At 61.9% G+C, this 21094-nt stretch carries 20 protein-coding genes; 7 read left to right on the forward strand and 13 right to left on the reverse strand.

All coding sequences use genetic code 11. The features are described 5' to 3' along the window. Positions 1 to 2: 2 nt before the first annotated feature. Genes HKD46_RS02180 through nagB form a run of 3 tightly spaced genes read right to left on the reverse strand, consistent with a single transcriptional unit; the run spans position 3 to position 3177 of the window. The gene (locus tag HKD46_RS02180; protein ID WP_010674096.1) at positions 3 to 1217 is read right to left on the reverse strand and encodes an ROK family protein; all 1215 of its coding nucleotides are present in this window, start codon (positions 1215 to 1217) and stop codon (positions 3 to 5) included. 4 nt (positions 1218 to 1221) lie between these two features. Beyond that, positions 1222 to 2367, reverse strand: coding sequence for an N-acetylglucosamine-6-phosphate deacetylase (gene nagA, locus HKD46_RS02185; protein ID WP_039039842.1), 1146 nt, complete (start codon positions 2365 to 2367; stop codon positions 1222 to 1224). A gap of 9 nt (positions 2368 to 2376) precedes the next feature. Further along, complete coding sequence (gene nagB / locus HKD46_RS02190) at positions 2377 to 3177, reverse strand: glucosamine-6-phosphate deaminase (protein WP_171864865.1); 801 nt, start codon at positions 3175 to 3177, stop codon at positions 2377 to 2379. A 272-nt stretch (positions 3178 to 3449) separates the two neighbouring features. Here nagB and nagE point away from each other — a divergent pair, with 272 nt between their 5' ends. The 3 genes from nagE (at position 3450) to glnS (ending at position 9694) form a co-directional block, all read left to right on the forward strand. Then, positions 3450 to 4904, forward strand: coding sequence for an N-acetylglucosamine-specific PTS transporter subunit IIBC (gene nagE, locus HKD46_RS02195; RefSeq protein WP_039039841.1), 1455 nt, complete (start codon positions 3450 to 3452; stop codon positions 4902 to 4904). A 122-nt stretch (positions 4905 to 5026) separates the two neighbouring features. After that, a complete protein-coding gene (locus HKD46_RS02200; protein ID WP_171864866.1) occupies positions 5027 to 7690 on the forward strand; it encodes a beta-N-acetylhexosaminidase in 2664 nt (887 codons plus the stop codon). Between the two features lie 342 nt (positions 7691 to 8032). Continuing rightward, positions 8033 to 9694, forward strand: coding sequence for a glutamine--tRNA ligase (glnS, locus tag HKD46_RS02205; RefSeq protein WP_139736996.1), 1662 nt, complete (start codon positions 8033 to 8035; stop codon positions 9692 to 9694). Positions 9695 to 9793: 99 nt separating this feature from the next. Here the strand turns inward: glnS and fur are convergent, their stop codons facing one another. Next, positions 9794 to 10222 (reverse strand): ferric iron uptake transcriptional regulator, encoded by a 429-nt coding sequence (gene fur, locus HKD46_RS02210; protein ID WP_010674102.1) that lies wholly within the window; start codon positions 10220 to 10222, stop codon positions 9794 to 9796. A 231-nt stretch (positions 10223 to 10453) separates the two neighbouring features. Between fur and HKD46_RS02215 the strand changes: the two genes are divergently transcribed. Further along, positions 10454 to 10927 (forward strand): DUF4442 domain-containing protein, encoded by a 474-nt coding sequence (locus tag HKD46_RS02215; protein WP_010674103.1) that lies wholly within the window; start codon positions 10454 to 10456, stop codon positions 10925 to 10927. Positions 10928 to 10995: 68 nt separating this feature from the next. Here the strand turns inward: HKD46_RS02215 and fldA are convergent, their stop codons facing one another. The 4 genes from fldA to HKD46_RS02235 are packed head-to-tail and all read right to left on the reverse strand — an operon-like array spanning position 10996 to position 12919. After that, complete coding sequence (gene fldA, locus HKD46_RS02220) at positions 10996 to 11520, reverse strand: flavodoxin FldA (RefSeq protein WP_010674104.1); 525 nt, start codon at positions 11518 to 11520, stop codon at positions 10996 to 10998. Positions 11521 to 11560: 40 nt separating this feature from the next. Beyond that, the gene (ybfE, locus tag HKD46_RS02225; protein ID WP_005325670.1) at positions 11561 to 11857 is read right to left on the reverse strand and encodes a LexA regulated protein; all 297 of its coding nucleotides are present in this window, start codon (positions 11855 to 11857) and stop codon (positions 11561 to 11563) included. A gap of 20 nt (positions 11858 to 11877) precedes the next feature. After that, entirely contained in the window at positions 11878 to 12099 is a 222-nt protein-coding gene (locus HKD46_RS02230) for a DUF2788 domain-containing protein (RefSeq protein ID WP_010674106.1), read from the reverse strand. Positions 12100 to 12154: 55 nt separating this feature from the next. Further along, on the reverse strand, positions 12155 to 12919 hold the full coding sequence (locus tag HKD46_RS02235; RefSeq protein ID WP_109112016.1) for an alpha/beta fold hydrolase: 765 nt from the start codon (positions 12917 to 12919) through the stop codon (positions 12155 to 12157). A 290-nt stretch (positions 12920 to 13209) separates the two neighbouring features. On the opposite strand from HKD46_RS02235, the gene seqA reads away from it, so the two are divergent. Together seqA and pgm are read left to right on the forward strand one after the other, a co-directional pair. After that, positions 13210 to 13719: a replication initiation negative regulator SeqA gene (gene seqA, locus HKD46_RS02240; protein ID WP_010674108.1), complete on the forward strand. Its 510-nt coding sequence runs from the start codon at positions 13210 to 13212 to the stop codon at positions 13717 to 13719. 53 nt (positions 13720 to 13772) lie between these two features. After that, positions 13773 to 15422: a phosphoglucomutase (alpha-D-glucose-1,6-bisphosphate-dependent) gene (gene pgm / locus HKD46_RS02245; RefSeq protein WP_010674109.1), complete on the forward strand. Its 1650-nt coding sequence runs from the start codon at positions 13773 to 13775 to the stop codon at positions 15420 to 15422. Between the two features lie 73 nt (positions 15423 to 15495). On the opposite strand, the gene HKD46_RS02250 is transcribed toward pgm, so the two are convergent. After that, complete coding sequence (locus HKD46_RS02250; RefSeq protein ID WP_171864867.1) at positions 15496 to 16377, reverse strand: DMT family transporter; 882 nt, start codon at positions 16375 to 16377, stop codon at positions 15496 to 15498. A gap of 94 nt (positions 16378 to 16471) precedes the next feature. Between HKD46_RS02250 and HKD46_RS02255 the strand changes: the two genes are divergently transcribed. Continuing rightward, a complete protein-coding gene (locus HKD46_RS02255; protein WP_103243435.1) occupies positions 16472 to 16954 on the forward strand; it encodes a MarR family winged helix-turn-helix transcriptional regulator in 483 nt (160 codons plus the stop codon). A gap of 45 nt (positions 16955 to 16999) precedes the next feature. Here HKD46_RS02255 and mltB read toward each other — a convergent pair whose 3' ends face one another. From mltB to HKD46_RS02275, 4 genes are all read right to left on the reverse strand, one after another. After that, positions 17000 to 18097: a lytic murein transglycosylase B gene (gene mltB, locus HKD46_RS02260; protein ID WP_010674112.1), complete on the reverse strand. Its 1098-nt coding sequence runs from the start codon at positions 18095 to 18097 to the stop codon at positions 17000 to 17002. Between the two features lie 94 nt (positions 18098 to 18191). Next, positions 18192 to 18794, reverse strand: coding sequence for a CDP-alcohol phosphatidyltransferase family protein (locus HKD46_RS02265; RefSeq protein ID WP_161469602.1), 603 nt, complete (start codon positions 18792 to 18794; stop codon positions 18192 to 18194). Continuing rightward, complete coding sequence (locus HKD46_RS02270) at positions 18787 to 19449, reverse strand: ATP-binding cassette domain-containing protein (protein WP_171864868.1); 663 nt, start codon at positions 19447 to 19449, stop codon at positions 18787 to 18789. Before HKD46_RS02270 ends, HKD46_RS02265 begins: the two co-directional genes overlap by 8 nt. A gap of 4 nt (positions 19450 to 19453) precedes the next feature. Beyond that, on the reverse strand, positions 19454 to 21091 hold the full coding sequence (locus HKD46_RS02275) for an ABC transporter permease (RefSeq protein ID WP_171864869.1): 1638 nt from the start codon (positions 21089 to 21091) through the stop codon (positions 19454 to 19456). Positions 21092 to 21094 lie beyond the last annotated feature (3 nt).

Here is a 21094-nt window from a genome sequence, read left to right on the forward strand (position 1 = left end):
CCTTACTTCTGCTCCATGATGATCTGCAGCAGATCCCCTTCCAGCAGGGAGCGCTTGACCAGGGCGAAGCCGCCGATGGTGGGCTGGTTCTGGAAGCGCGCCTTCACGATGGGCAGGCCGCGATGGAAACTTGGCAGAGACTGGTGCTCGACACAGCGGCGGATGGCCGGGATCAGGATCTCTTCGGCGGCGGTGATTTCACCGGCGATGAGCACCTTCTGGGGGTTGAACAGGTTGACCGTGATGGCGATGGCGCGCCCCAGGTGCTCCCCCACGTTCTCGATCACGCTGCGGGCCAGCTCGTCACCGGCCACCGCCGCCTTGCACACCTCCTGGATGGTGATGTGCTTCTCTTGCAACGAACTCAGGTGACCGCGGCTGATGAGCTCCTTCACTTTGTCGACGATGGCCTCGTTGGAGGCGATGGTCTCGAGGCAGCCGAAGTTGCCGCAGTGGCAGCGCTTGCCAAGGGGTTCGACCTGGATGTGGCCTATTTCGCCGACGTTGCGGTTCTGGCCAAGAAACACCTTGCCTTTGGTGATGATGCCCGAGCCCGTCCCCTGGTGGACACTCACCAGGATGGAGTCCATGCAGTCGCGGGACTCGCCGAAGAAGTGCTCGGCCAGCGCCAGCGAACGGGTGTCGTTGCCCACGTAGCAGGGGAGGTTGAAGTGGTGCTCCAGGAGCTTGGCGAGCCCCAGGTTGCGGATCTGGTAGGTGGGGGTGTAGATGACCATGCCGGATTCCGGGTTGACCAGACCCGGCATGGTCAGCGCGATACTGATGAGGTTGCGGCTGCGATCCTGATTGGCGTCGATGAAGGCGCCAATCTCCCGCAGCAGCATGTCCACCACCGGTTGCTGCTCGATCTCGGTCACCTGGGTGATGTGCTGATCGAGCTCCTTGCCGTCGAGGTCATACAGGGAGAGCTGCAGGTAGCCGCGACCCAGCTTGGCGGACACAAACTGGAAGCGATGCTTGATGGTGGTCAGGGAGATGGCGCGGCGCCCGCCAGTGGAGGCTTGCGGCGAGGTTTCCCTGATGAGGCCGTGCTCGATCAGTTGCCGGGTTATCTTGGTCACGCTGGCCGGGGCCAGCTGACTCAACTCGGCAATTTTGACCCGCGAGATGGGCCCCTGCAGGTCAATGAGGCGATAGACGACCGCACTGTTTACCTGCTTGATAAGATCTACGTTTGCTATTTGTCCGCCAGTCATAGTGTCACTGTGTTGTGTAGTGTCCGTTAACCACGGTCCCGCAGACCGCGAAGGCCTGATCAAAGACGGTGAGGTTGGCAATTTTTCCGACCTGGATACTACCGAGACGCGAGTCCCATCCAATGGCGCGAGCGGGGTAAAGGGTGGCCATTCTCAGTGCTTCGTCGAGCGGCAATCCGACCTGTTTGACCAGATTTTCCACCCCTTCGATCATGGTGAGGGCGGAGCCGCCGAGTGTACCATTCTCATCGACGCACTGACCATCGCGGAAATAGACGGTTGCGCCGCAAAAATCAAATTTCTCAAAGCCTTCCGGTGCACCTGCCGCCGCGGTGGCATCGGTGACCAGCACCAGCCGCTCCCCCAGCATCCTGTGCGCCAGGCGCACGTTGGCCCAGTGTACGTGGTGGCCGTCGACGATGATGCCCGCATAGACATCCTTGCGATCGTAGATGGCTCCGACCACGCCGGGCTCGCGACCATTCAGGGTCGGGGTCATGGCGTTGTAGAGGTGGGTGGCAAAGCGCATGCCGTTGTCAAAGCCCGCCATGGCCTGATCGTAGTTGGCGGCGGTGTGGCCGGCGGAGACCAGGATGCCGGCCTCCACCAGACGGCGGATGTGCTCGGGCTTGTTGCGCTCCGGCGCCAGGGTGATCTTGGCGATGGCGTCCGCGTTGTCGCAGAAGAAGTCGATCATCTCGTCGGCGGGCTGGCGGATCTGTTCGGCCGGGTGGATCCCCTTGCGCTTGAGGTTGGTATAGGGCCCTTCCAGATGGACGCCAAGCACCTCGTTGGGGTGGGCGGCCATGTAGTCGCGGGTGACGGCGACGGCCTGCTTCATGTCCGCATCCGGGCTGGTGATCAGGGTCGGCAGGAAGCTGGTGGTCCCGGATTTCAGGTTGGCCGCCTGCATGGTGGCCAGGGTGTCCGTGGTGATGTGACCGTTGAACATGACGCCACCGCAGCCGTTGAGCTGGACGTCGATGAAGCCGGCGCTGAGGTTGGCGCCCTGGAGGTCAATCTGCTCGATGCCAGCGGGCAGTTCTGCCTGGCGGGAGATGGCGACAATCTTGTCGCCATCGATGACCACGCCATAACCGGTCAGCACGCAGCTGCCGGTGTAGAGAGTGCAATTAGTCAGAGCGTACATGGGAGCTCCTCAGAGGTGCTTGATATTGTCGACTTCCAGTTGCTGGAAGTAGCGCACCGTCTTGACCTTCAACTCCATGGTGGAAGGTTCGTCGCACACCACAATCCCTTTCGGATGCAGTTGCAGGGTGGAGATGGTCCACATGTGGTTGACGCTGCCCTCCACGGTGGCCTGCAGGGCCTGGGCCTTGGCGTGACCGACCACCAGGATCAGGATCTCTTCGGCGTCCATCAGGGTGCCGACACCCACGGTCAGAGCCAGCTTGGGCACCTGCTCTATGTCGCCGCCAAAGAAGCGGGAGTTGGCGATGCGGGTGTCTTCAGTCAGGGTCTTGACCCGGGTACGGGAAGCCAGGGAAGAGGCCGGTTCGTTGAAGGCGATGTGACCGTCGTTGCCGACGCCGCCCATGAACAGGTGGATCTTGCCGTAGGACTTGATCTTGTCTTCGTAGCGCTGGCACTCGGCCACCAGATCCTCGGCGTTGCCATTGAGGATGTTGATGTTTTCCGGGCGAATGTCCACGTGATTGAAGAAGTTGTTGTGCATGAAGCTGTGGTAGCTCTCCGGGTGTTCCTTGGGCAGCCCCACGTACTCGTCCATGTTGAAGGTGACCACGTTCTGGAAGCTCACCTCGCCGGCTTTATGCAGCTCAATCAGGCGCTTGTAGGTGTTGAGCGGGGTGCCGCCAGTGGGCAGACCCAGCACGAAGGGGCGCTCGGCAGTGGGTTTGAACGCATTGATGCGGTCAACGATGTAACGGGCAGACCAGAGACCCACCTGGCTGGCAGACTTCAACGGGATCAGGCGCATTCTATATACCTCAGTACGGTTGCCGCACAGGGAGTGACGGCAAGGGACCAGACACGGATTCAAGTTGTTTTATAGCGTAAATAAAGATTGCGAACTAAGCCACATCTATCGGCTACCTTTATCTCTGTTGAGTGATAATGATCACGAAAGCTGGTTTATTAATTTGCGCAGCGAAATAAAACACATAGACTGCCAATCAAGCCTTGATGGCTTATGCGTCGAACGTGATAAGCACTTAATTTCTAGAAAAACACCAACTAAGGAGAGGAACCGTGAACATTCTCGGTTATTTGCAAAAGATCGGCCGTGCCCTGATGGTGCCGGTAGCGGTATTGCCTGCCGCCGCGATCCTGATGGGGATTGGCTACTGGATTGACCCGAACGGTTGGGGTGGCGGAAGCCCTCTGGCTGCGTTTCTGATCAAGGCGGGTGCCGCCATCATCGACAGTATGCCCATTCTGTTCGCCGTCGGCGTCGCTTACGGCATGTCCAAGGATAAAGACGGTTCCGCCGCGCTGGCCGGTCTGGTCGGCTTCCTGGTGGTCACCACCCTGCTGAGCCCGGGCGCCGTGGCCCAGATCAAGGGTATCCCGGCCGACCAGGTGCCGGCAGCCTTTGCCAAGATCAGCAACCAGTTCGTCGGCATCCTGTGTGGTGTCATCGCCGCCGAGCTCTACAACCGCTTCAGCAGCGTGGAGCTGCACAAGGCGCTGGCCTTCTTCTCCGGTCGTCGTCTGGTGCCGATCGTGACCTCCGTGGTGATGATCGTCGTCTCCTTCATCCTGATGGCCGTCTGGCCGGTCATCTACGGTGGCCTGGTGAGCTTCGGTGAATCCATCGTCAGCATGGGCTCCACCGGTGCCGGCATCTATGCCTTCTTCAACCGTCTGCTGATCCCGGTCGGTCTGCACCACGCCCTGAACTCCGTGTTCTGGTTCGACGTGGCCGGCATCAACGACATCCCGAACTTCCTGGGTGGCCAATCCTCCATCGACGCCGGCAAGGCTGTCGTGGGCGTGACCGGCATGTACCAGGCCGGCTTCTTCCCCATCATGATGTTCGGTCTGCCGGGTGCCGCACTGGCCATCTACCACAGCGCGAAGAAAGAGAACAAAGAGAAGGTTGCGTCCATCATGATCGCTGCCGCCTTTGCCGCCTTCTTCACCGGGGTGACCGAGCCGCTCGAGTTCTCCTTCATGTTCGTGGCGCCGGTACTGTACGTCATCCATGCCCTGCTGACCGGTATCTCCGTGTTCATCGCAGCCTCCATGCACTGGATCGCCGGTTTCGGCTTCAGCGCCGGTCTGGTGGATATGGTGCTCTCCAGCCGCAACCCGCTGGCGACCCAGTGGTACATGCTGCTGGTACAGGGTCTGGTCTTCTTCGGCCTCTACTACGTGGTCTTCCGCGCCGTGATCGCCAAGTTCAACCTGAAAACCCCGGGTCGTGAAGATGACGAAGCCGTGCCGGTACAGGCTCAAACCACCGACCGCACCGAGCTGGCCAAGCAGTATCTGGAAGTGCTGGGTGGTCAGGAGAACCTGGTGACCATCGATGCCTGCATCACCCGTCTGCGTCTGACCCTGAAAGACCGCAGCATCGTTGACGAGCGCAAGCTCAAAGCCCTGGGCGCGGCCGGTGTGGTCAAGCTCGGTGAGCAGAACCTGCAGGTGATTCTGGGCCCATTGGCCGAGATCATCGCCGGTGAGATGAAAGCCCTGCGTTAATCGAGCGACTCGCTCACCTCAAGTCTAAGTCCATTGTTGACATAACTAAGGGCTCCGCCTCGGGGCCCCATATAAAAAAAGCCAAGAAAATCCAACCTTTACTTCAAATGAGAGCAGCAGTTATGAACTTGAAACATTCTCTGTTAGCCATTGCCATGTCTACCGTTTTCGCCGGTCCCGCACTTGCAGCCGATGCTGCCAGGCAAGCGGTGGTCGACGCCCTCGCCAGCAACCTCGTCGTCAAGTACGAAGTCGTCACCAATGACGGTGCCGGCGCCGGTCTTGACTGCCAGGCGCTGGGCTCCGAGTGGGCAAGCTGCGGCGTTGCCAAGCTGCACCTGACCAATACCGGGGCCGACGTCACCTCCAAGGACTGGAGCATCTATGTCTCCTCCATCCGCCGCATCCAGCGGGTGGACAACGACCAGTTCACCATCACCCACCTGACCGGCGACCTCTATCGTTTGACGCCGACCGAGAAGTTCCAGGGCTTTGCCAAGGACGCCACGGTCGAGGTGCCCCTGGTGGTGGAATACTGGGTATTGTTCGAATCTGACATCATGCCGAACTGGTATGTCGCCAGTGAAGGGGCCGAGCCGAAAGTGCTGGCCAGCATGAGCAACATCGACGATGCCAGCACCTACGAGAAGCCGATGCCGACCGATGGCTGGAAGCGCACCAAGGATGACAACAACATCCTGATGAACAGCGAGACCCGTTTCGCCGCCAACCAGACCAGCACCCTGCTGCCTGCCGGCAAGATTGACGACCGCATCCTGCCAAGCCCGATGAAGCAGGTGGTCAAGGCCGGCCCGCAAATCGACTTCTCCACCATCAAGCTCAATGCCCTTGACCTGCCAAGCGATCGCGCCGAGGCCCTGAAGGCGCAACTGACCAAGCTGGGTGTTACCCTCTCCGACACCGGCTACCCGGTCACCATCAAGCTCGGCAGCAAGCTCAAGCAGGCCGAAGGCTACGACATGACCATCGGCAAGAAGGGCACCGTCATTCAGGGGCACGACGTTGACGGCGCCTTCTGGGGCGCCCAGTCCCTGATCTCTCTGCTGGGCGTTGACGACAAGCTGGTGAGTCAGATGAGCGTCGAGGATGCGCCGCGCTTTGAATACCGTGGCATGCAGACCGACGTGGCCCGTCACTTCCGAAGCCCCGAGACCATGAAGAAGCTGGTGGACCAGATGTCCGCCATGAAGCTCAACGTGCTGCACCTGGGGCTGACTAACGATGAAGGCTGGCGTCTGGAGATCCCGGGCCTGCCGGAGCTGACCGACGTCGGCAGCCAGCGTTGCCACGACGAGTCCGAAACCAAGTGCCTGATGCCGCAGCTCGGCTCCGGCCCCACCAGCGACAACCAGGGTTCCGGTTTCTACAGCAAGGCGGACTACATCGACCTGGTACGCTATGCCAAGGCGCGTGGTGTGACCGTGATCCCCGAGATCAACATGCCGGCCCACGCCCGTGCCGCCGTGGTCTCCATGGAGGCGCGCTACAAGCGTCTGATGAGCGAGGGCAAAGAGGCCGAGGCCAACCAGTTCCGTCTGACTGACCCGGCCGATACCTCCAATGTCACCTCGGTACAGTTCTACGACAAGATGTCCTTCATCAACCCCTGCCAGCCGGGTGCCGCCACCTTCGTGGCCAAGGTGATGGATGAAGTGGCCCAGATGCACCAGGCCGCCGGCCAGCCGCTGACCGCCTGGCACTACGGTGGTGACGAGGCGAAGAACATCATGCAGGGCGGTGGTTACCAGGATCCGGCCGTCACCAAGAAAGAAGATCTGGTGGCCTGGAAGGGCAACGTCGACTCCAGCAAGCAGGACAAGCCGTTCGGCAAGTCCCCCATGTGCCAGAAGATGATCGACGATGGCAAGATCAAGGACGTGGCCGAGCTGCCGGTCTACTTTGCCAAGGAAGTGAGCGAGATGGTCAAGGGCCACGGCTTCTCCACCCTGCAGGCGTGGGAAGATGGCCTGAAGTACGCCACGGATGCCAGCGTATTCGCCACCGACAAGACACGGGTCAACTTCTGGGAAACCCTCTACTGGGGTGGTTTCAACGAGGCGATGAAGTGGGCGCACAAGGGCTATGACGTGGTGCTCTCCAACCCGGATTACCTCTACTTCGACTTCCCGAACGAGGTACACCCGGCTGAGCGCGGCTACTACTGGGCAACCCGCTTCAACGACACCCGCAAGGTGTTCGCCTTCGCCCCGGAAAACCTGCCGCAGAACGCCGAGACCTCGGTTGACCGCGACGGCAACGCCTTCGTGGCCAAGGGTGACCAGGATCCGGTCAAGTTCAAGGGGATCTCCGGTCAGCAGTGGAGTGAAACCGTGCGCACCGATGCCCAGTACGAGTACATGGTCTATCCGCGTATCTTCTCCGTGGCCGAGCGCGCCTGGCACAAGGGCGGCTTCGAGCTCGATTACGTGAAGGGTCGCGAGTTCTCCGGCACCACCAAGCACGTGAACAAGGCCACCCTGAACAAGGAGTGGAACCAGTTTGCCAACGTGTTGGGTCAGCGTGTGCTGCCCAAACTGGACCAGGCCGGGGTGGAATACCGCCTCTCCGTACCGGGCGCCAAGGTGGTGAACGGTGTGCTGGAAGCGAATGTGGATCTGCCGGGTCTGCCCATCCAGTACAGCCTGGATGGCAAGAGCTGGAGCGCCTACGACGCTGCCGCCAAGCCGACCGTGGATGGCAAGGTCTACCTGCGTACCACCAGCTTCGATGGCAAGCGCACCAGCCGCGTCACCGAGCTGAACTGATAGCTAGCCTTCAATCCATAACGCAAGGTGGGTCGCAAGACCCGCCTTTCCCAAGGTCGATGGCCATCGGGTTTGGGAAAGGTTGACTCTGCGTGTGAACCTTTGTTGTGTGTGTTTTGTCTGTTTTTCATCACTTGAGACCCCGCCCCGTGCGGGGCTTTTTTTGACCAGGATCTCTGCAATTTCTCCCGTTTCGCCGTTTTTGGTGCGCCAATGACCCGAATTGGCCAAATTCAGGTTGAGGCAGGGCGCGTAATGAGGGATCATACCCGGCTTGACGGCGGGGGTATGAGGGTGCCAGCCGGCACAACGTCCGCCAGTGACGCATTTTTGAGGTGAGCCATGAGTCAGGCGAACAGCCCAACTAACTTTATTCGTCAGATCATTGATGAAGATCTGGCCAGCGGTAAGCACAGCAGCGTGCATACCCGTTTCCCGCCGGAGCCGAACGGTTATCTCCATATCGGCCACGCCAAATCCATCTGCCTGAACTTCGGCATCGCCCGCGACTATCAGGGTCAGTGCAACCTGCGTTTCGATGACACCAACCCGGCGAAGGAAGACATCGAGTTCGTGGAGTCCATCAAGCAGGACGTCCAGTGGCTGGGCTTCCAGTGGAGCGGCGAGATCTGCTACTCCTCCGACTATTTCCACAAGCTGCACGGCTACGCCATCGAGCTCATCGAGAAGGGACTGGCCTATGTGGACGAGCTCTCCCCGGAGCAGATGCGCGAATACCGCGGCACCCTGACTGCCCCTGGCAAGAACAGCCCGTTCCGCGATCGCAGCGTGGAAGAAAACCTGGCCCTGTTCGCCAAGATGAAGAACGGTGAGATGGCCGAAGGGAGCGCCTGCCTGCGCGCAAAGATCGACATGGCATCCCCCTTCATGGTGATGCGCGATCCCGTCATCTATCGCATCAAGTTTGCCCACCACCACCAGACCGGTGACGAGTGGTGCATCTACCCGATGTATGACTTCACCCATTGCATCTCGGACGCCCTGGAGGGGATCACCCACTCCCTGTGTACCCTGGAGTTCCAGGACAACCGTCGCCTGTATGACTGGGTGCTGGACAACATCAGCATCGACTGTCACCCCCGTCAGTACGAGTTCTCCCGTCTGAACCTCGAATACACCGTCATGTCCAAGCGCAAGCTGAACCTGCTGGTGACCGAGGGGCACGTCAGCGGCTGGGATGATCCGCGCATGCTGACCGTCTCCGGTCTGCGCCGCCGTGGTTACACCCCGGCCTCCATCCGCGAGTTCTGCAAGCGCATCGGTGTGACCAAGCAGGACAACATCGTCGAGATGAGCATGCTGGAAGCCTGCATCCGCGACGATCTCAACGAGAACGCCCCGCGCGCCATGGCCGTGCTGCACCCGGTGAAGGTGGTGATCGAGAACCTGGCGGCCGATGAGGTGCTGACCGCCCCTGCGCACCCGAACAAGCCGGAGATGGGGACCCGTGAGCTGCATTTCTCCCGCGAAATCTTCATCGACGAAGCGGACTTCAAAGAGGAAGCCAACAAGCAGTTCAAGCGGCTGGTGCTGGGCAAGGAAGTGCGCCTGCGCAACGCCTACGTCATCAAGGCCGAACGGGTCGAGAAGGATGCGGACGGCAAGGTCACCTGCATCTACTGCTCTTACGACCCCGAGACCCTGGGCAAGGATCCGGCGGACGGCCGCAAGGTGAAAGGGGTGATCCACTGGGTCAGCGCCACTCACTCCCTGCCGGCCGAAGTGCGTCTCTACGACCGTCTGTTCAAGGTGCCGAACCCGGGCGCCGAGGATGACTTCGAAGCGGCTCTGAATCCGGAATCCCTGGTGATCATCGAAGGGGCCCGGGTGGAAGCTTCCCTGAAGGATGCCAAGCCTGAGTTTGCCTACCAGTTCGAGCGTGAAGGTTACTTCTGCGCCGACAACAAGCTCTCCAGCGCTGAGCGCCTGGTGTTCAACCGCACCGTGGCCCTGCGTGACGTCTGGGGCAAGGCCGAGGTCTGATAGAAGAGGGCAGGGGAAACCCTGCCGCTTCTGGTCCGGATTGCGGACACAAAAAAGCCAGCATCATGCTGGCTTTTTTATTGCGCCGACCCGGCCGAATCAATCGTCGTGCTTGCAGTCACCGTTGGCGCAGTGGCCATACAGGTAAAGGCTGTGGTTGGTCAGGCGGATGTTGTGCGCTTTGGCGATGTCGCGCTGGCGCTGTTCGATCACCTCGTCGGAAAACTCGATCACCTTGCCGCAGTCGAGGCAGACCAGGTGGTCGTGGTGCTCCTGGGTGGCCAGCTCGAACACCGACTTGCCCCCTTCGAAATGGTGACGGGTGACGATACCGGCATCATCAAACTGGTTGAGAACGCGATAAACGGTAGCGAGACCAATCTCCTCGCCCTGATCGATCAGCCGTTTGTACAGATCTTCCGCACTGGTGTGCTGGCAGTCCGGCTGTTGCAGGATTTCCAGGATCTTGACACGGGGCAAGGTGATCTTGAGCCCGGCCTTTTTTAACGCTTGGTTGTTGTCTGCCATTTCTATTTATTCGCATTCTCGAAGGTGTGGTTATTCTGATTGACTGCCGCTGTAATGGCAACCACGAACTCGCTTGGCCTGTCATTATAGGTCGTAGCCAAGTTAAAAATAAACCCAGCAATTCAAGGGCTTTAGCTCATCAAGCCCGTCATGGGAATATTCAGGCCCGCTTGCTCGACCAGAGAATGTTGATACTATGTGACTTCTTTATAGTCTGGTCGGATGAGATCCATGGATTGGCTTTTCGGCAATGCCGCCTGGGTGCGCTGCGCCCTCAACGCCTGGCCCCCCTTCTGGGGCGCAGGCATCAAGATAGAAACCCTGAGCCCCGATTTCCGCTTCTGCCGGGTCACTCTCAAGTCCCGCTGGTGGAACAAGAATGCCAACCGGACCCAGTTCGGTGGCAGCATGTTCGCCATGACGGATCCCATCTACCCGTTGATGCTGATGGGCTATTTCAAGAACCGCTACTACGTGTGGGACAAGGCGGGCAGCATCAATTTCATCAAGCCGGGCAAGGGCAAACTGGTGGCGGAGTTCACCCTGAGCGACGCCAAGCTGGCATCGATCGTGGCGGCGACCGAGGGGGGAGAGAAGCACTTTCCCGAGTTCGAGGTGCAGGTGCAGGATGGCCAGGGCGAGCTGGTGGCCCAGGTGAAGCGCACCCTCTATGTCAGATCCAAGCCCCAGCACAGGGGGGGCTGAATGCCTGCTGCAGATGCAACAAGGGCCCCGTCGGGGCCCTTGTTGCATGAAGAGGGAGGGAGATCAGATCACTCCAGCTCGCCCAGGCACATCTCTTCGTGCAGCTGTTTGCACCAGCCTTTGACGCGCTCTGCAGTCAGCTCCGGCTGGCGATCTTCGTCGATGCCCAGGCCCACGAAGTGCTTGTCATCCACCAGTGCCTTGGAGGCTTCGAACTCGTAGCTCGCGGTCGGCCAGTGGCCGATGATGATGGCGCCCTTGGCTTCGACGATGTCACGCAGGGTGCCCATGGCGTCGAGGAAGTACTCGGCATAGTCTTCCTGATCGCCGCATCCGAAGATGGCCACCAGCTTGTTGTTGAAATCGATCTCTTCGAGTTCGGGGAAGAAGTCGTCCCAATCGGCCTGGGCTTCGCCGTAGTACCAAGTCGGGATGCCGAACATCAGCAGATCGAAGCTGTCGATGTCGGCCTTGCTGCTCTTGGCAATGTCACGGACTTCAATCAGTTGTTTGCCCAGTTCTTTCTGGATCATCTTGGCGACAGCTTCGGTATTACCGGTATCGCTGCCGAAAAACAGACCTACACTAGCCATAGTGTTTCGTTACCCGTATCTGGTGTTGATGCTTGACGGTTCAGATTGCGATGCCTGCTGCATGAGCAGACTCGATCTGTTGCTTCAGGATAGATTGGATCAGCTCGGCTCGGCTGACGTTCTGTTGCAGCGCAAGTTGGTTCAGGCGCTCCAGCAACTCGGCTTCCACCTTTAACTCGACCCGTTTCAGCCCGTTCTCACGATCGCGCTTGAGCTGGTTGCGCTTGTTGATCTTGAGCTGGGTCTCGCGGGGGAGTGGATTGGTCTTTGGCCTGCCGGGGCGCTTCTCAGTTGCGAACAGATCCAGTGTTGTTCGATCAGTTTGCTGTTTGGCCATACATCACAGATGAAAAGTAGTTAGCCGATCCCTGAGCCTTCCCAGCCCATTTCGATCAGCCCCTTGGCGACAAAACCCGCGCAACCCAGAAACAGCACCAGCCAGACGATGAAGCGGCCGAAGCGGGGCACATTGCCCCGTTTGAGCACGTCCTGAATGGCCAGACCAATCAGCAGGAAGATGGCCACGAAGAACAGTTTCAGGCCCAGACTCTCGATGAGATCGATGTGTTCACTCAGCATGGATTGCGCGCACTCCTTAAGACGGGCGCACTATATCACAAAGGATTTGAAACTGTTAACCGCCTGTCGACAGGAAATCCACAACCAGTTTGTTGAACAAAACCGGCTTTTCCGCGTGCAGCCAGTGACCCGTGCCGGCGATGACGCGGGCCTTGGCGGCCGGGAACTGGGCCATCGCGGCCCCGGTGTATTCGGGCAGCATATAGTCGGAGTCGCCCCCCTTGATGAAGAGTGTCGCGCCTTCGAAGCGGCGTTCATCGTCAGGCCAGCCCATGATGTTGGCGTAGTTGCGCTCAAGGGCCGGCACGTTGAAACGCCACCCCCATCCAGACTCCCCTTTGGCGAAGGATTTGAGCAGGAACTGGCGCACCCCGGCGATCTCGATGTACTCGGCCAGCATGGCTTCCGCCTCGCTGCGGCTCTGGGGGGGCGTGGCCAGCGTGGCATTGAGCCCGGCAAACACGTTCTTGTGGCGGGCGTGGGGATAGGCCACCGGGGCGATGTCCGCCACTACCAGCTTGCTGACCCTGTGAGGGGCCTGCTTGGCGACCTGCATGGCGACCTTGCCCCCCATGGAGTGACCCACCAGGGCCACCTGTTCAAGTCCAAGATGGTCCAGCAGGGCCAGGATGTCCTCAGCCTGGGACGGGTAGCTCATCTCGTCCGAGTGAAAGGAGGCGCCGTGATTGCGTAGATCGACGCTGATGACCCGGTATTGTTCGCTGAGGGGGCGTGCCAGCAGGCCGAGGTTGTCCAGGCTGCCAAAGAGGCCATGGATCAGTACGATAGTCGGGCCTTCGCCCTGTTCCTTGAAGTTCAATCGTGGGTATTGTTGCAAAATGACACCTTATCGGTCGTGGGCTCTATCGCCATAATTTTTAACACACTGAAAGAAAAGGATTTCATTCCTGGTGGGGGATTTTTTTGTGGTTTTTTTTCAAAAATATCTCCCCGGGATCGGCTATCAGTGCGGGGGATCACACACTTGGCCCGTCATTATGCCGTATTCTCAAGGAGATTCATGCACATCTGTCCGCCCCTTGCTTGGGCTGCCGGGTCTGCCTATGTATAATCGCCGCATCCGAATTTCGACGAGTCCAGCGCATCCCTATGAAAACCATCGAGCTTGATGACGATCTCTACTTCTTTATCGCGAGCCAGACCCGGCACATCGGCGAGAGTGCGTCCGATATCCTGCGTCGCCTGCTGGAGCAACCCGCCCAGGCCGGCACGGCAACCGTGGCGGCCGCGCCTGCGATGCAACCGCAACCCGTGGCCGATGCCATGGGGCTGGAGGCACTGCTGGATTCCGGCGAGCTGCAGAAAGAAGAGAAGTCCATCAACCGCTTCATGCTGGTATTGAGCACCCTCTATCGGGACAACCCGGAAGGCTTCACCCAGGCGACCGAGATAAAAGGGCGCAAGCGCGTCTACTTCTCCCGTGACCCGGAAGCGCTGCGTGCCAGTGGCAGCACCACCAAGCCCAAGCCGGTACCGGAGACCCCGTTCTGGGTGATCACCAATACCAATACCAGCCGCAAGCAGAACATGGTGGCCCAGCTCATGAACAGCATGGGTTATGACGAGGATCTGACGGCTCGGGTGTGCGGCGCCGTTTAACCCATCAACGACTTCAGGCCTTGCCGGGCAAGGCTCAGCTCAAGGAAAACGCCATGGCACAGCATTCCCACGCCGGTCAGCCGGCTCGTCTTTGCGATCTGACCAACATTCCCCGTCTGGTCAGCGCCTACTACCTCAACAAGCCGGACATGAGCCGCCCTGAGCAGCGGGTCGCCTTTGGCACCTCCGGTCACCGCGGCAGCGCCCTGCACAGCGCCTTCACCGAATCCCACATTCTGGCGGTGACCCAGGCGCTGGTGGAGTACCGCCAGCAGGCCGGTATCACGGGGCCGTTGTTCGTCGGCATGGATACCCATGCCCTGTCTGAATCCGCCTTTGCCAGCGCGGTGGAAGTGCTGGCGGCCAACGGTGTCGAGACCCGCATTCAGGCCGGCCTCGGCTTCACGCCGACCCCGGTCATCTCCCATGCCATCCTGCGCCACAACGCAGGCAAACCCGTGGCGCAGGCGGACGGCGTCGTGATCACCCCGTCCCACAACCCGCCGGAAGACGGTGGCTTCAAATACAACCCGCCCCACGGCGGTCCTGCCGAAGGCGAGATCACCAAGTGGGTGGAAGACCGCGCCAACGCGATCCTGGAAGCGGGCCTGGCCGGCGTGAAGCGGATGCCGTTTGCCGAGGCCCTCAAGAGCCCGTTCGTGGTGGAACACGACTATGTCACCCCTTATGTGGATGATCTCGAAAATGTGCTGGATCTGGCCGCCATCAAGCAGGCTGGCATCAAGATCGGCGTGGATCCGCTGGGTGGCTCCGGCGTCGCCTACTGGGACGTCATCGCCAGGCGCTACGGTCTGGACATCGAGGTGGTGAACTACAAGGTCGACCCGACCTTCTCCTTCATGACCCTGGACAAAGACGGCAAGATCCGGATGGACTGTTCCAGCCCGTTCGCCATGGCGAGCCTGATTGCCCTGAAAGACAAGTTCGACATCGCCCTTGGCAATGACCCTGACTACGATCGTCACGGCATCGTCACCAAGGCGGGCCTGATGAATCCGAACCACTATCTGGCGGTGGCGATCCAGTATCTGTTCACCCACAGAACCGGCTGGCCCAAGGGGGCGGCCGTCGGCAAGACGCTGGTCTCCTCTTCCATGATCGACCGGGTAGCCGGCGAGATCGGTCGCACCCTCAAAGAGGTGCCGGTCGGCTTCAAGTGGTTCGTGGACGGTCTCTACAGCGGCGAGTTCGGCTTTGGCGGCGAGGAGAGCGCGGGTGCCTCCTTCCTGCGCAAGGACGGTACCGTCTGGACCACCGACAAGGATGGCTTCATCCTGGCGCTGCTGGCGGCCGAGATCCTGGCGGTGACCGGCAAGGATCCCCAGGCCCACTACGATGCGCTCGAAGCCAGATTCGGCCGCTCCAGCTACCGCCGCATCGATGCCCCGGCCAACAGCGCCCAGAAGGCGGTGCTCTCCAAGCTGGATCCGGCCCTGGTGGAAGCCTCCACCCTGGCTGGCGAGCCCATCCTCGCCAAGCTGACCAAGGCGCCGGGCAACGATGCCGCCATCGGCGGCCTGAAAGTGGTGACCGAGAACGGCTGGTTCGCGGCGCGCCCCTCCGGTACCGAGTCCATCTACAAGATCTACATGGAGAGCTTCAAGGGGGAGGCGCACCTGGACCTCATCCAGCAGGAAGCCCAGCAGATCGTCTCCGCCGCCCTGGCCAAGGCAGGCGTTTGACCCTCACGGCAACAACCCATGTGAAAGAGGAGCCCTGGTGGCTCCTCTTTTTTTGTGTCGGGTTGACTGCGGATCAGCCGTTGTCGATGCTGCCGGTGGCGGCCTTGCGGTTCTGCCAGCGCTTGAGGAAAGAGCGGGCCGGCAGCTTCATCAGGAAGAGAGAGAGCAGGATGATGCCGATGCCGAGCCACTGACGGCCATCCAGGGTTTCTCCCACCATCAGCACACCGCAGGAGACCGCCACCATGGGATTGGTGAGGGCCAGCATCCCCATCACCTCAGGGCCATGGCGTTTGAGTCCCCAGAGCCAGGCCCAGTAGGCCAGAGCCGTATTGAGGATCACCAGCCAGATAAGCCCGGGAGTGGCGTCAGCCCGGGGCAGGGGCATGGGGCCGGCCAGCCACCAGGCCAGCGGGATCAGCATCAGGCCGCCCAGCAGCAGCTGCCAGGCGGTCAGGGCCAGCAGATCGTCCACCGGCCAGCGTTGCATCCAGCGGCTCGACTGGCCGATGAGCAGGGTGGCGAGCAGGGCGCACGCCACGCCGACGGGATCCAGATTGGCAGAGGGATTGAGCAGCAAGAGCACCCCGACGAGCCCCATCACCCCCAGCAACAGCCACTTGAGCGTCGGTCTGACACCGTCTTGCAGCCAGGCCAGCCCCATCAGGATGAGGGGCAGCGTCGCTCCCAACGTACCCGCCACGGCGCCGGGCAGGCGAAACGCCGCCACGAAAAGCAGGGCGAAGAAGGCGGTGATGTTGCAAAACGCCAGCAGGAACTGCCTGCTCCAGACGAGAGGCGGTCTGCGGGGATGGAGCAACAGCAGCAGCACCCCGGCGGGGAGGGCGCGCCACACGGCCACCCAGTAGGGGGAGTAGTCGGTCAGGTAGAGACTGACGACGGCATAGGTGCTGCCCCAGAGCAGGGGGGCGAGCAGGGCGATCAGCAGCGGCATGGTTATCTCGTAACAAAGTATCTTTAAGTAAAGATACATTAGCCGCGAGTTGGTTTATTATCAAGTATCTTCATGTAAAGATAATGGAGCCCGAATGGAGAGTGATCATGTAGATCAGCTGCTGGTCCAGTGGGCCCGGCAGCGCCCGGACCTCGACTGCTCCCCCATGGGGGTGCTGGGGCGGGTGGCGCGCATGGCGGCGATCGCCGGGCGCGAAGTGAGCGAGACCCTCAAGGAGTGCGGTCTGCTGGGGTCTGACTTCGATATCCTGGCGACCCTGCGTCGGGCCGGTGAGCCGCTGACTCCGACCGCGCTCTACCAGTCCGCCATGCTGAGTTCAGGAGCCATGACTGCCCGGCTCGACAAGCTGGAGCAGCGTGGCCTGATAAGACGTGAAGCCTCCCCCGATGACAGGCGCAGCCTGCTGGTCTGCCTGACGGAGCCGGGGCGGGAGCTGGTTGACCATGCGGTGGAACAGCACGTGGCGAACGAGCGCCGCCTGCTGGCCCCATTGACCTTGGCCGAACAGGAGCAGCTGGCCGCCCTGCTCAAGCGCTGGTTGCTGGAGAACGAATAGCAAAACGGGCCCATCGGGCCCGTTTTCGTTGGCATTGAGGCTGACTCAGTAGCCGCCTCTGGCATCCCTGACGGCAAGGCCAAGCTGCCATACCGCCATGGCGTAGTGGGTGCTGTGGTTGTAGCGGGTGATGGCGTAGAAGTTCGGCAAGCCGTACCAGTACTGGTAACCGGTGCCGACATCCAGACGCAGCAGGCTCGCCTCCTTGTGATTGCCAAGGGATCCGGTTGGGGTCAACCCGGCACCGCGCAGGGTGGCCACCGGGTAGCGGGTCTGGAAGCCGTGCTCATAGCCCGGAAGCTGTCCCTGACCGCGTACTGCCACCGGCTGCCCTTTCTCCCAGCCGTGGGCCTTGAAGTAGTTGGCCACGCTGCCGATGGCATCCACCGGATCCCACAGGTTGGTGTGGCCGTTGCCGTTGAAGTCCACCGCGTAGTTGCGAAAACTCGACGGCATGAACTGGCCGTAGCCCATGGCCCCGGCATAGGAACCCTTGGGTTCGGTGGGATCCATCCCTTCATCCCGGGTCATCACCAGGAAGGCTTCCAGCTCGCCGGTGAAGAAGTCGGCGCGGCGCGGGTAGTCAAATGCCAGGGTCGCCAGGGCGTCGAGAATGCGGGTTTTGCCCATCACCCGACCCCAGCGGGTTTCCACCCCGATGATGCCGACGATGATCTCGGGTGGCACCCCGTAGATCTGCTGCGCCCGGTTGAGTTCACTCTCGTATTCACGCCAGAAGTTGACGCCGTTCTGTACGTTGTCTGGAGTGATGAACTTGGCGCGGTAGCGGTTCCAGGCGCCGGTCGGACCGGTGGGCGGTCTGGTGGTGGGGGCCTGGGCGTCCATCAGCTTGATGATCCAGTCATAACGCTCGGCCTGGGCCAGTACCCGGTGCAGCTCGGCGCTGTCGAAGCCGTGCTTTTGCACCATCCGCTGCACGAAGTTGTCCACGTTGGAACGATTGGCGAAGTCCCCCTTGCTGACCCCGGGCTGGCTCACCTGCCCGTAGAAGGGTTTGCTCGGCGGCGTCTGGTTGATGAAGGCGCTGTTGGGTTGGGGTTTGACCACGGGCTTGGGCGCCGGCGTGCTGCTGCAGCCGTAGATCAGGGGAAACAGGGAGAGGACACAGACAAGGCGACGCATAGGGTTCTCGTGAGCCTGAAAAAGAGTGCCGTCATGGTAAAACATTGGCGTGCAGGCGCAAGTGCTCCGTGCCGGCGCGCCCCCGGGGATCCCGTCAGTGCAGGGTGTGGTAGCCGCTCCAGATCCGGGTCAGGGTCGTGATGGCACAGAGCAGGGCGAAACCGTAGGCCAGTGGCACGAAGGCGGCGGGCCAGAGGCACATGAGCACGAAGAGGGCGATGGTTTCGCTCCCCTCGGTGAGCCCGCCCAGATAGTAGAGGGATTTGTGGTGGTAGACGGGGCTCTCGATGCCCCGTTTGCCCGCCATGATGGCAAAGGCCAGAAAGCTCGATCCCGTGCCCATGAAGGCGAACAGCAGGGTGGCGGCGGCCAGGGCGTTGGCCGGGTCGGCGAGGGCAAAGCCCAGCACCACGGCGGCGTAGAAGATGAAATCCAGCGTGATGTCGAGAAACCCGCCGCAGTCGGTGATGCCCGTTTCCCGCGCCACGGCGCCATCCAGCCCGTCCAGCAGCCGGTTGAGCAGAATCGCCGCCAACGCCCACTGATAGCAGCCAAAGGCCAGCAGCGGCAGCGCCAGCATGCCGATGAGAAAGCCGGCGAGGCTCACCTGGTTGGCGCTCACCCCGGCCCGGCACAGTGGGAGGGCGAGCGCGGCGAGGGGGCGGCGGATAACCGGGATCAGGTGGCGATCAAACAAGGTGGTGCTCCTCTTCTGGGATGGCTGGGGGGATCAGCTGCAAGATGGTGCCCGGCGCGTCATCTTCGTCGTGGGTCACCAGAATGGCGGGGATGGCCAGTGCCTTGATCTGCGCGAACACCAGTTCACGAAAGGCGGCCCGCAGCGGCTTGTCGAGGCGGGAGAAGGGTTCGTCCAACAACAATGCCCTGGGCTCGGCCAGCAGGGCACGCAGCAGGCTGACGCGGGCTTTCTGGCCACCTGAGAGCGCCCCGGGCAGCTTGTCCACCTGAGCCTCCAACCCAACCTCGGCCAGCGCCTCGCGGGCCCGGGTCTGCCTTGCCGCCATCCCCTTGAGATGCGCCGGCATGCCGAACATCAGATTTTCGGCCACCGTCAGGTGGGCAAACAGCAGGTCATCCTGAAACAGGATGCCGACGCCCCTCTCCTGAGGGGGCAGCGGGGTGAGGCGACGTGCGCCGAGCAGGATGTCCCCGGTCAGCCGGATGGGCCCCCCGGGTGGCAGCACTCCCGCCAGCGCCGCCAGCAGGGAGCTCTTGCCACAGCCGCTCGGTCCCATCAGGGTGAGCACCTCGCCCGGGGCCACCCTGAGGGGAGGGAGCGTCAGCAGGGGGGCGCCGTCGAGGAAGAGGGTGAGTGCGGAGGTATGCAGCATCGGGTCAGGGCCTCAGAGCGGGGTTGATGCGCCGCGGCAGCCAGAGCGCCAGGGCATAGATGAAAAGGGGCAGCAGCAGTTGCAGCAGGCCGTAGAGCCCCGCCAGCCGCCGGTTGAGGCCGCTGCCGATGGCCACCGCCTCCGTGGTGATGGTGACGACCCGCCCGCCCCCGAACAGCAGGGTCGGCAGGTATTGGGCCAGGCTCACCGCCGCTCCGACACCGAAGGCGAACAACAGGGGACGGGCGAGCAGGGGACCCTTGACTCGCCACCAGGCCCCCCAGGGGCTGGCCCCGAGCGTGAGGGCCACCCGGGTGAGGCGCTCGTCGAACTGGCGATAGGGGCCGTGCAGGCAGAGATAGACGTATGGAAAGACGAAGATCAACTGGCTCCAGAGTACCCAGCCTGGGCCTATGCCAGTGAATCCCAGCCCGTCGGTCTGAAGGCGCAATCCAAACAGCAGGCTGGCCTGGGGCAGCAGCAGAGGCAGGCAGACAAGCCAGAGGGTGCGTGTGGCGCGGCGCGCAGGCAACGCCTCGAGGCAGAGCACCGCCAGCAGCAGGGAGAGCGCGGCGCAGAGCAGGGCCAGCCACAGACTCTGCCACAGCAGCGGGCCCAGGCTCGGCAGCAGAGCCTGCCAGTGGTGGCTGCTCCATTCGCTCGGCCAGAGGGCGGGAAAAGACCAGCGCCGGGTCAGGGACCAGAGCAGCAGGGCGGCGAGCACCAGCAGATTGGTCAGGAGCAGCCCCCACACGCCGATGCGGGCAATGAGTGCGGGCCAGGGCGAGGCGGGGGCGCGTCGCCCATCCAGCCAGCGAGCCTTGCCGAGGGTGAGGTGGGCCCGCTCCAGCAGCCTGAGGGCGCCAAGCAGCAGCAGGTTGAGGGCGAGCAGCAAGAGGGCGCCGCTGGCACTGGCGCCGCGCCAGGCGGGGTCGGCATCCTGATACCAGAGCCAGAGTCGCACCGCCAGGGGCGGCGGGGCATCCGGCCCCAGCAGCAGGGCGAGATCCACCACCGCCAGACCATAGGCGGCCACCGCGTAGAGGGGCAGTCGCAGGGCGGGCCAGAGGGCGGGCAGCAGCAGGCGCCACCAGATCCGGGGGGCACTGAAGCCGAGGCTGGCCCCCAGCCACTGCTGGCGCGCCACCTTGGCGGGATCCAGTGCCGCCAGCGCCATCAGCAGCAGGAAGGGGGTCTCCTTGAGGATGAGCACCACGATGAGGCCAAGCCCCCAGGGATCCTTGAGGGTTTGCCAGTCCGGGGGTTGATGGGTGAGGTCAAGCAGGGGGGCGACGAGGCGCAGCAGCCAGCCGGAGGGAGCGATCAGAAAGGCGATGCCGATGGCAAAGGCGACGTGGGGAAGCGCCAGCAGGGGGGAGAGCAGGCGGCGCAGCCAGCGCATCCAGGGACGCCCGTCCCCCTGGGCGAGCAGCAGGGCGGTGGCGCCGAGAGCCCCCAGGGTGGAGGCGCCCGCCACCCAGAGGCTCAACCCTGCGGAGTGCCAGAGTCCGGGCTGGGGGAGCAAGAGGGATAGATTGGCGGGGGCGAGCCCCTCGATGACCAGCAACAGCAGGCCCCCGGCGAGCGGGATTCCCAGCATCAAAAAGGGCAGCAGGAGGAGAAGAGGGGCGCGCACCTGCATGAT

It is taken from the genome of Aeromonas sp. TW 6, from assembly GCF_013168745.1.
Taxonomy (GTDB): domain Bacteria; phylum Pseudomonadota; class Gammaproteobacteria; order Enterobacterales; family Aeromonadaceae; genus Aeromonas; species Aeromonas caviae.

Coding starts and splice junctions, on each gene's coding strand:
- HKD46_RS02215 (WP_010674103.1), top strand. CDS start 10,454: ATGGATTGGCTTTTCGGCAATGCCGCCTGGGTGCGCTGCGCCCTCAAC.
- HKD46_RS02270 (WP_171864868.1), bottom strand. CDS start 19,449: ATGCTGCATACCTCCGCACTCACCCTCTTCCTCGACGGCGCCCCCCTG.
- HKD46_RS02275 (WP_171864869.1), bottom strand. CDS start 21,091: ATGCAGGTGCGCGCCCCTCTTCTCCTCCTGCTGCCCTTTTTGATGCTG.
- nagB (WP_171864865.1), bottom strand. CDS start 3,177: ATGCGCCTGATCCCGTTGAAGTCTGCCAGCCAGGTGGGTCTCTGGTCT.
- glnS (WP_139736996.1), top strand. CDS start 8,033: ATGAGTCAGGCGAACAGCCCAACTAACTTTATTCGTCAGATCATTGAT.
- HKD46_RS02250 (WP_171864867.1), bottom strand. CDS start 16,377: ATGCCGCTGCTGATCGCCCTGCTCGCCCCCCTGCTCTGGGGCAGCACC.
- seqA (WP_010674108.1), top strand. CDS start 13,210: ATGAAAACCATCGAGCTTGATGACGATCTCTACTTCTTTATCGCGAGC.
- HKD46_RS02255 (WP_103243435.1), top strand. CDS start 16,472: ATGGAGAGTGATCATGTAGATCAGCTGCTGGTCCAGTGGGCCCGGCAG.
- ybfE (WP_005325670.1), bottom strand. CDS start 11,857: ATGGCCAAACAGCAAACTGATCGAACAACACTGGATCTGTTCGCAACT.
- HKD46_RS02180 (WP_010674096.1), bottom strand. CDS start 1,217: ATGACTGGCGGACAAATAGCAAACGTAGATCTTATCAAGCAGGTAAAC.
- nagA (WP_039039842.1), bottom strand. CDS start 2,367: ATGTACGCTCTGACTAATTGCACTCTCTACACCGGCAGCTGCGTGCTG.
- fur (WP_010674102.1), bottom strand. CDS start 10,222: ATGGCAGACAACAACCAAGCGTTAAAAAAGGCCGGGCTCAAGATCACC.
- HKD46_RS02230 (WP_010674106.1), bottom strand. CDS start 12,099: ATGCTGAGTGAACACATCGATCTCATCGAGAGTCTGGGCCTGAAACTG.
- pgm (WP_010674109.1), top strand. CDS start 13,773: ATGGCACAGCATTCCCACGCCGGTCAGCCGGCTCGTCTTTGCGATCTG.
- mltB (WP_010674112.1), bottom strand. CDS start 18,097: ATGCGTCGCCTTGTCTGTGTCCTCTCCCTGTTTCCCCTGATCTACGGC.
- fldA (WP_010674104.1), bottom strand. CDS start 11,520: ATGGCTAGTGTAGGTCTGTTTTTCGGCAGCGATACCGGTAATACCGAA.
- HKD46_RS02200 (WP_171864866.1), top strand. CDS start 5,027: ATGAACTTGAAACATTCTCTGTTAGCCATTGCCATGTCTACCGTTTTC.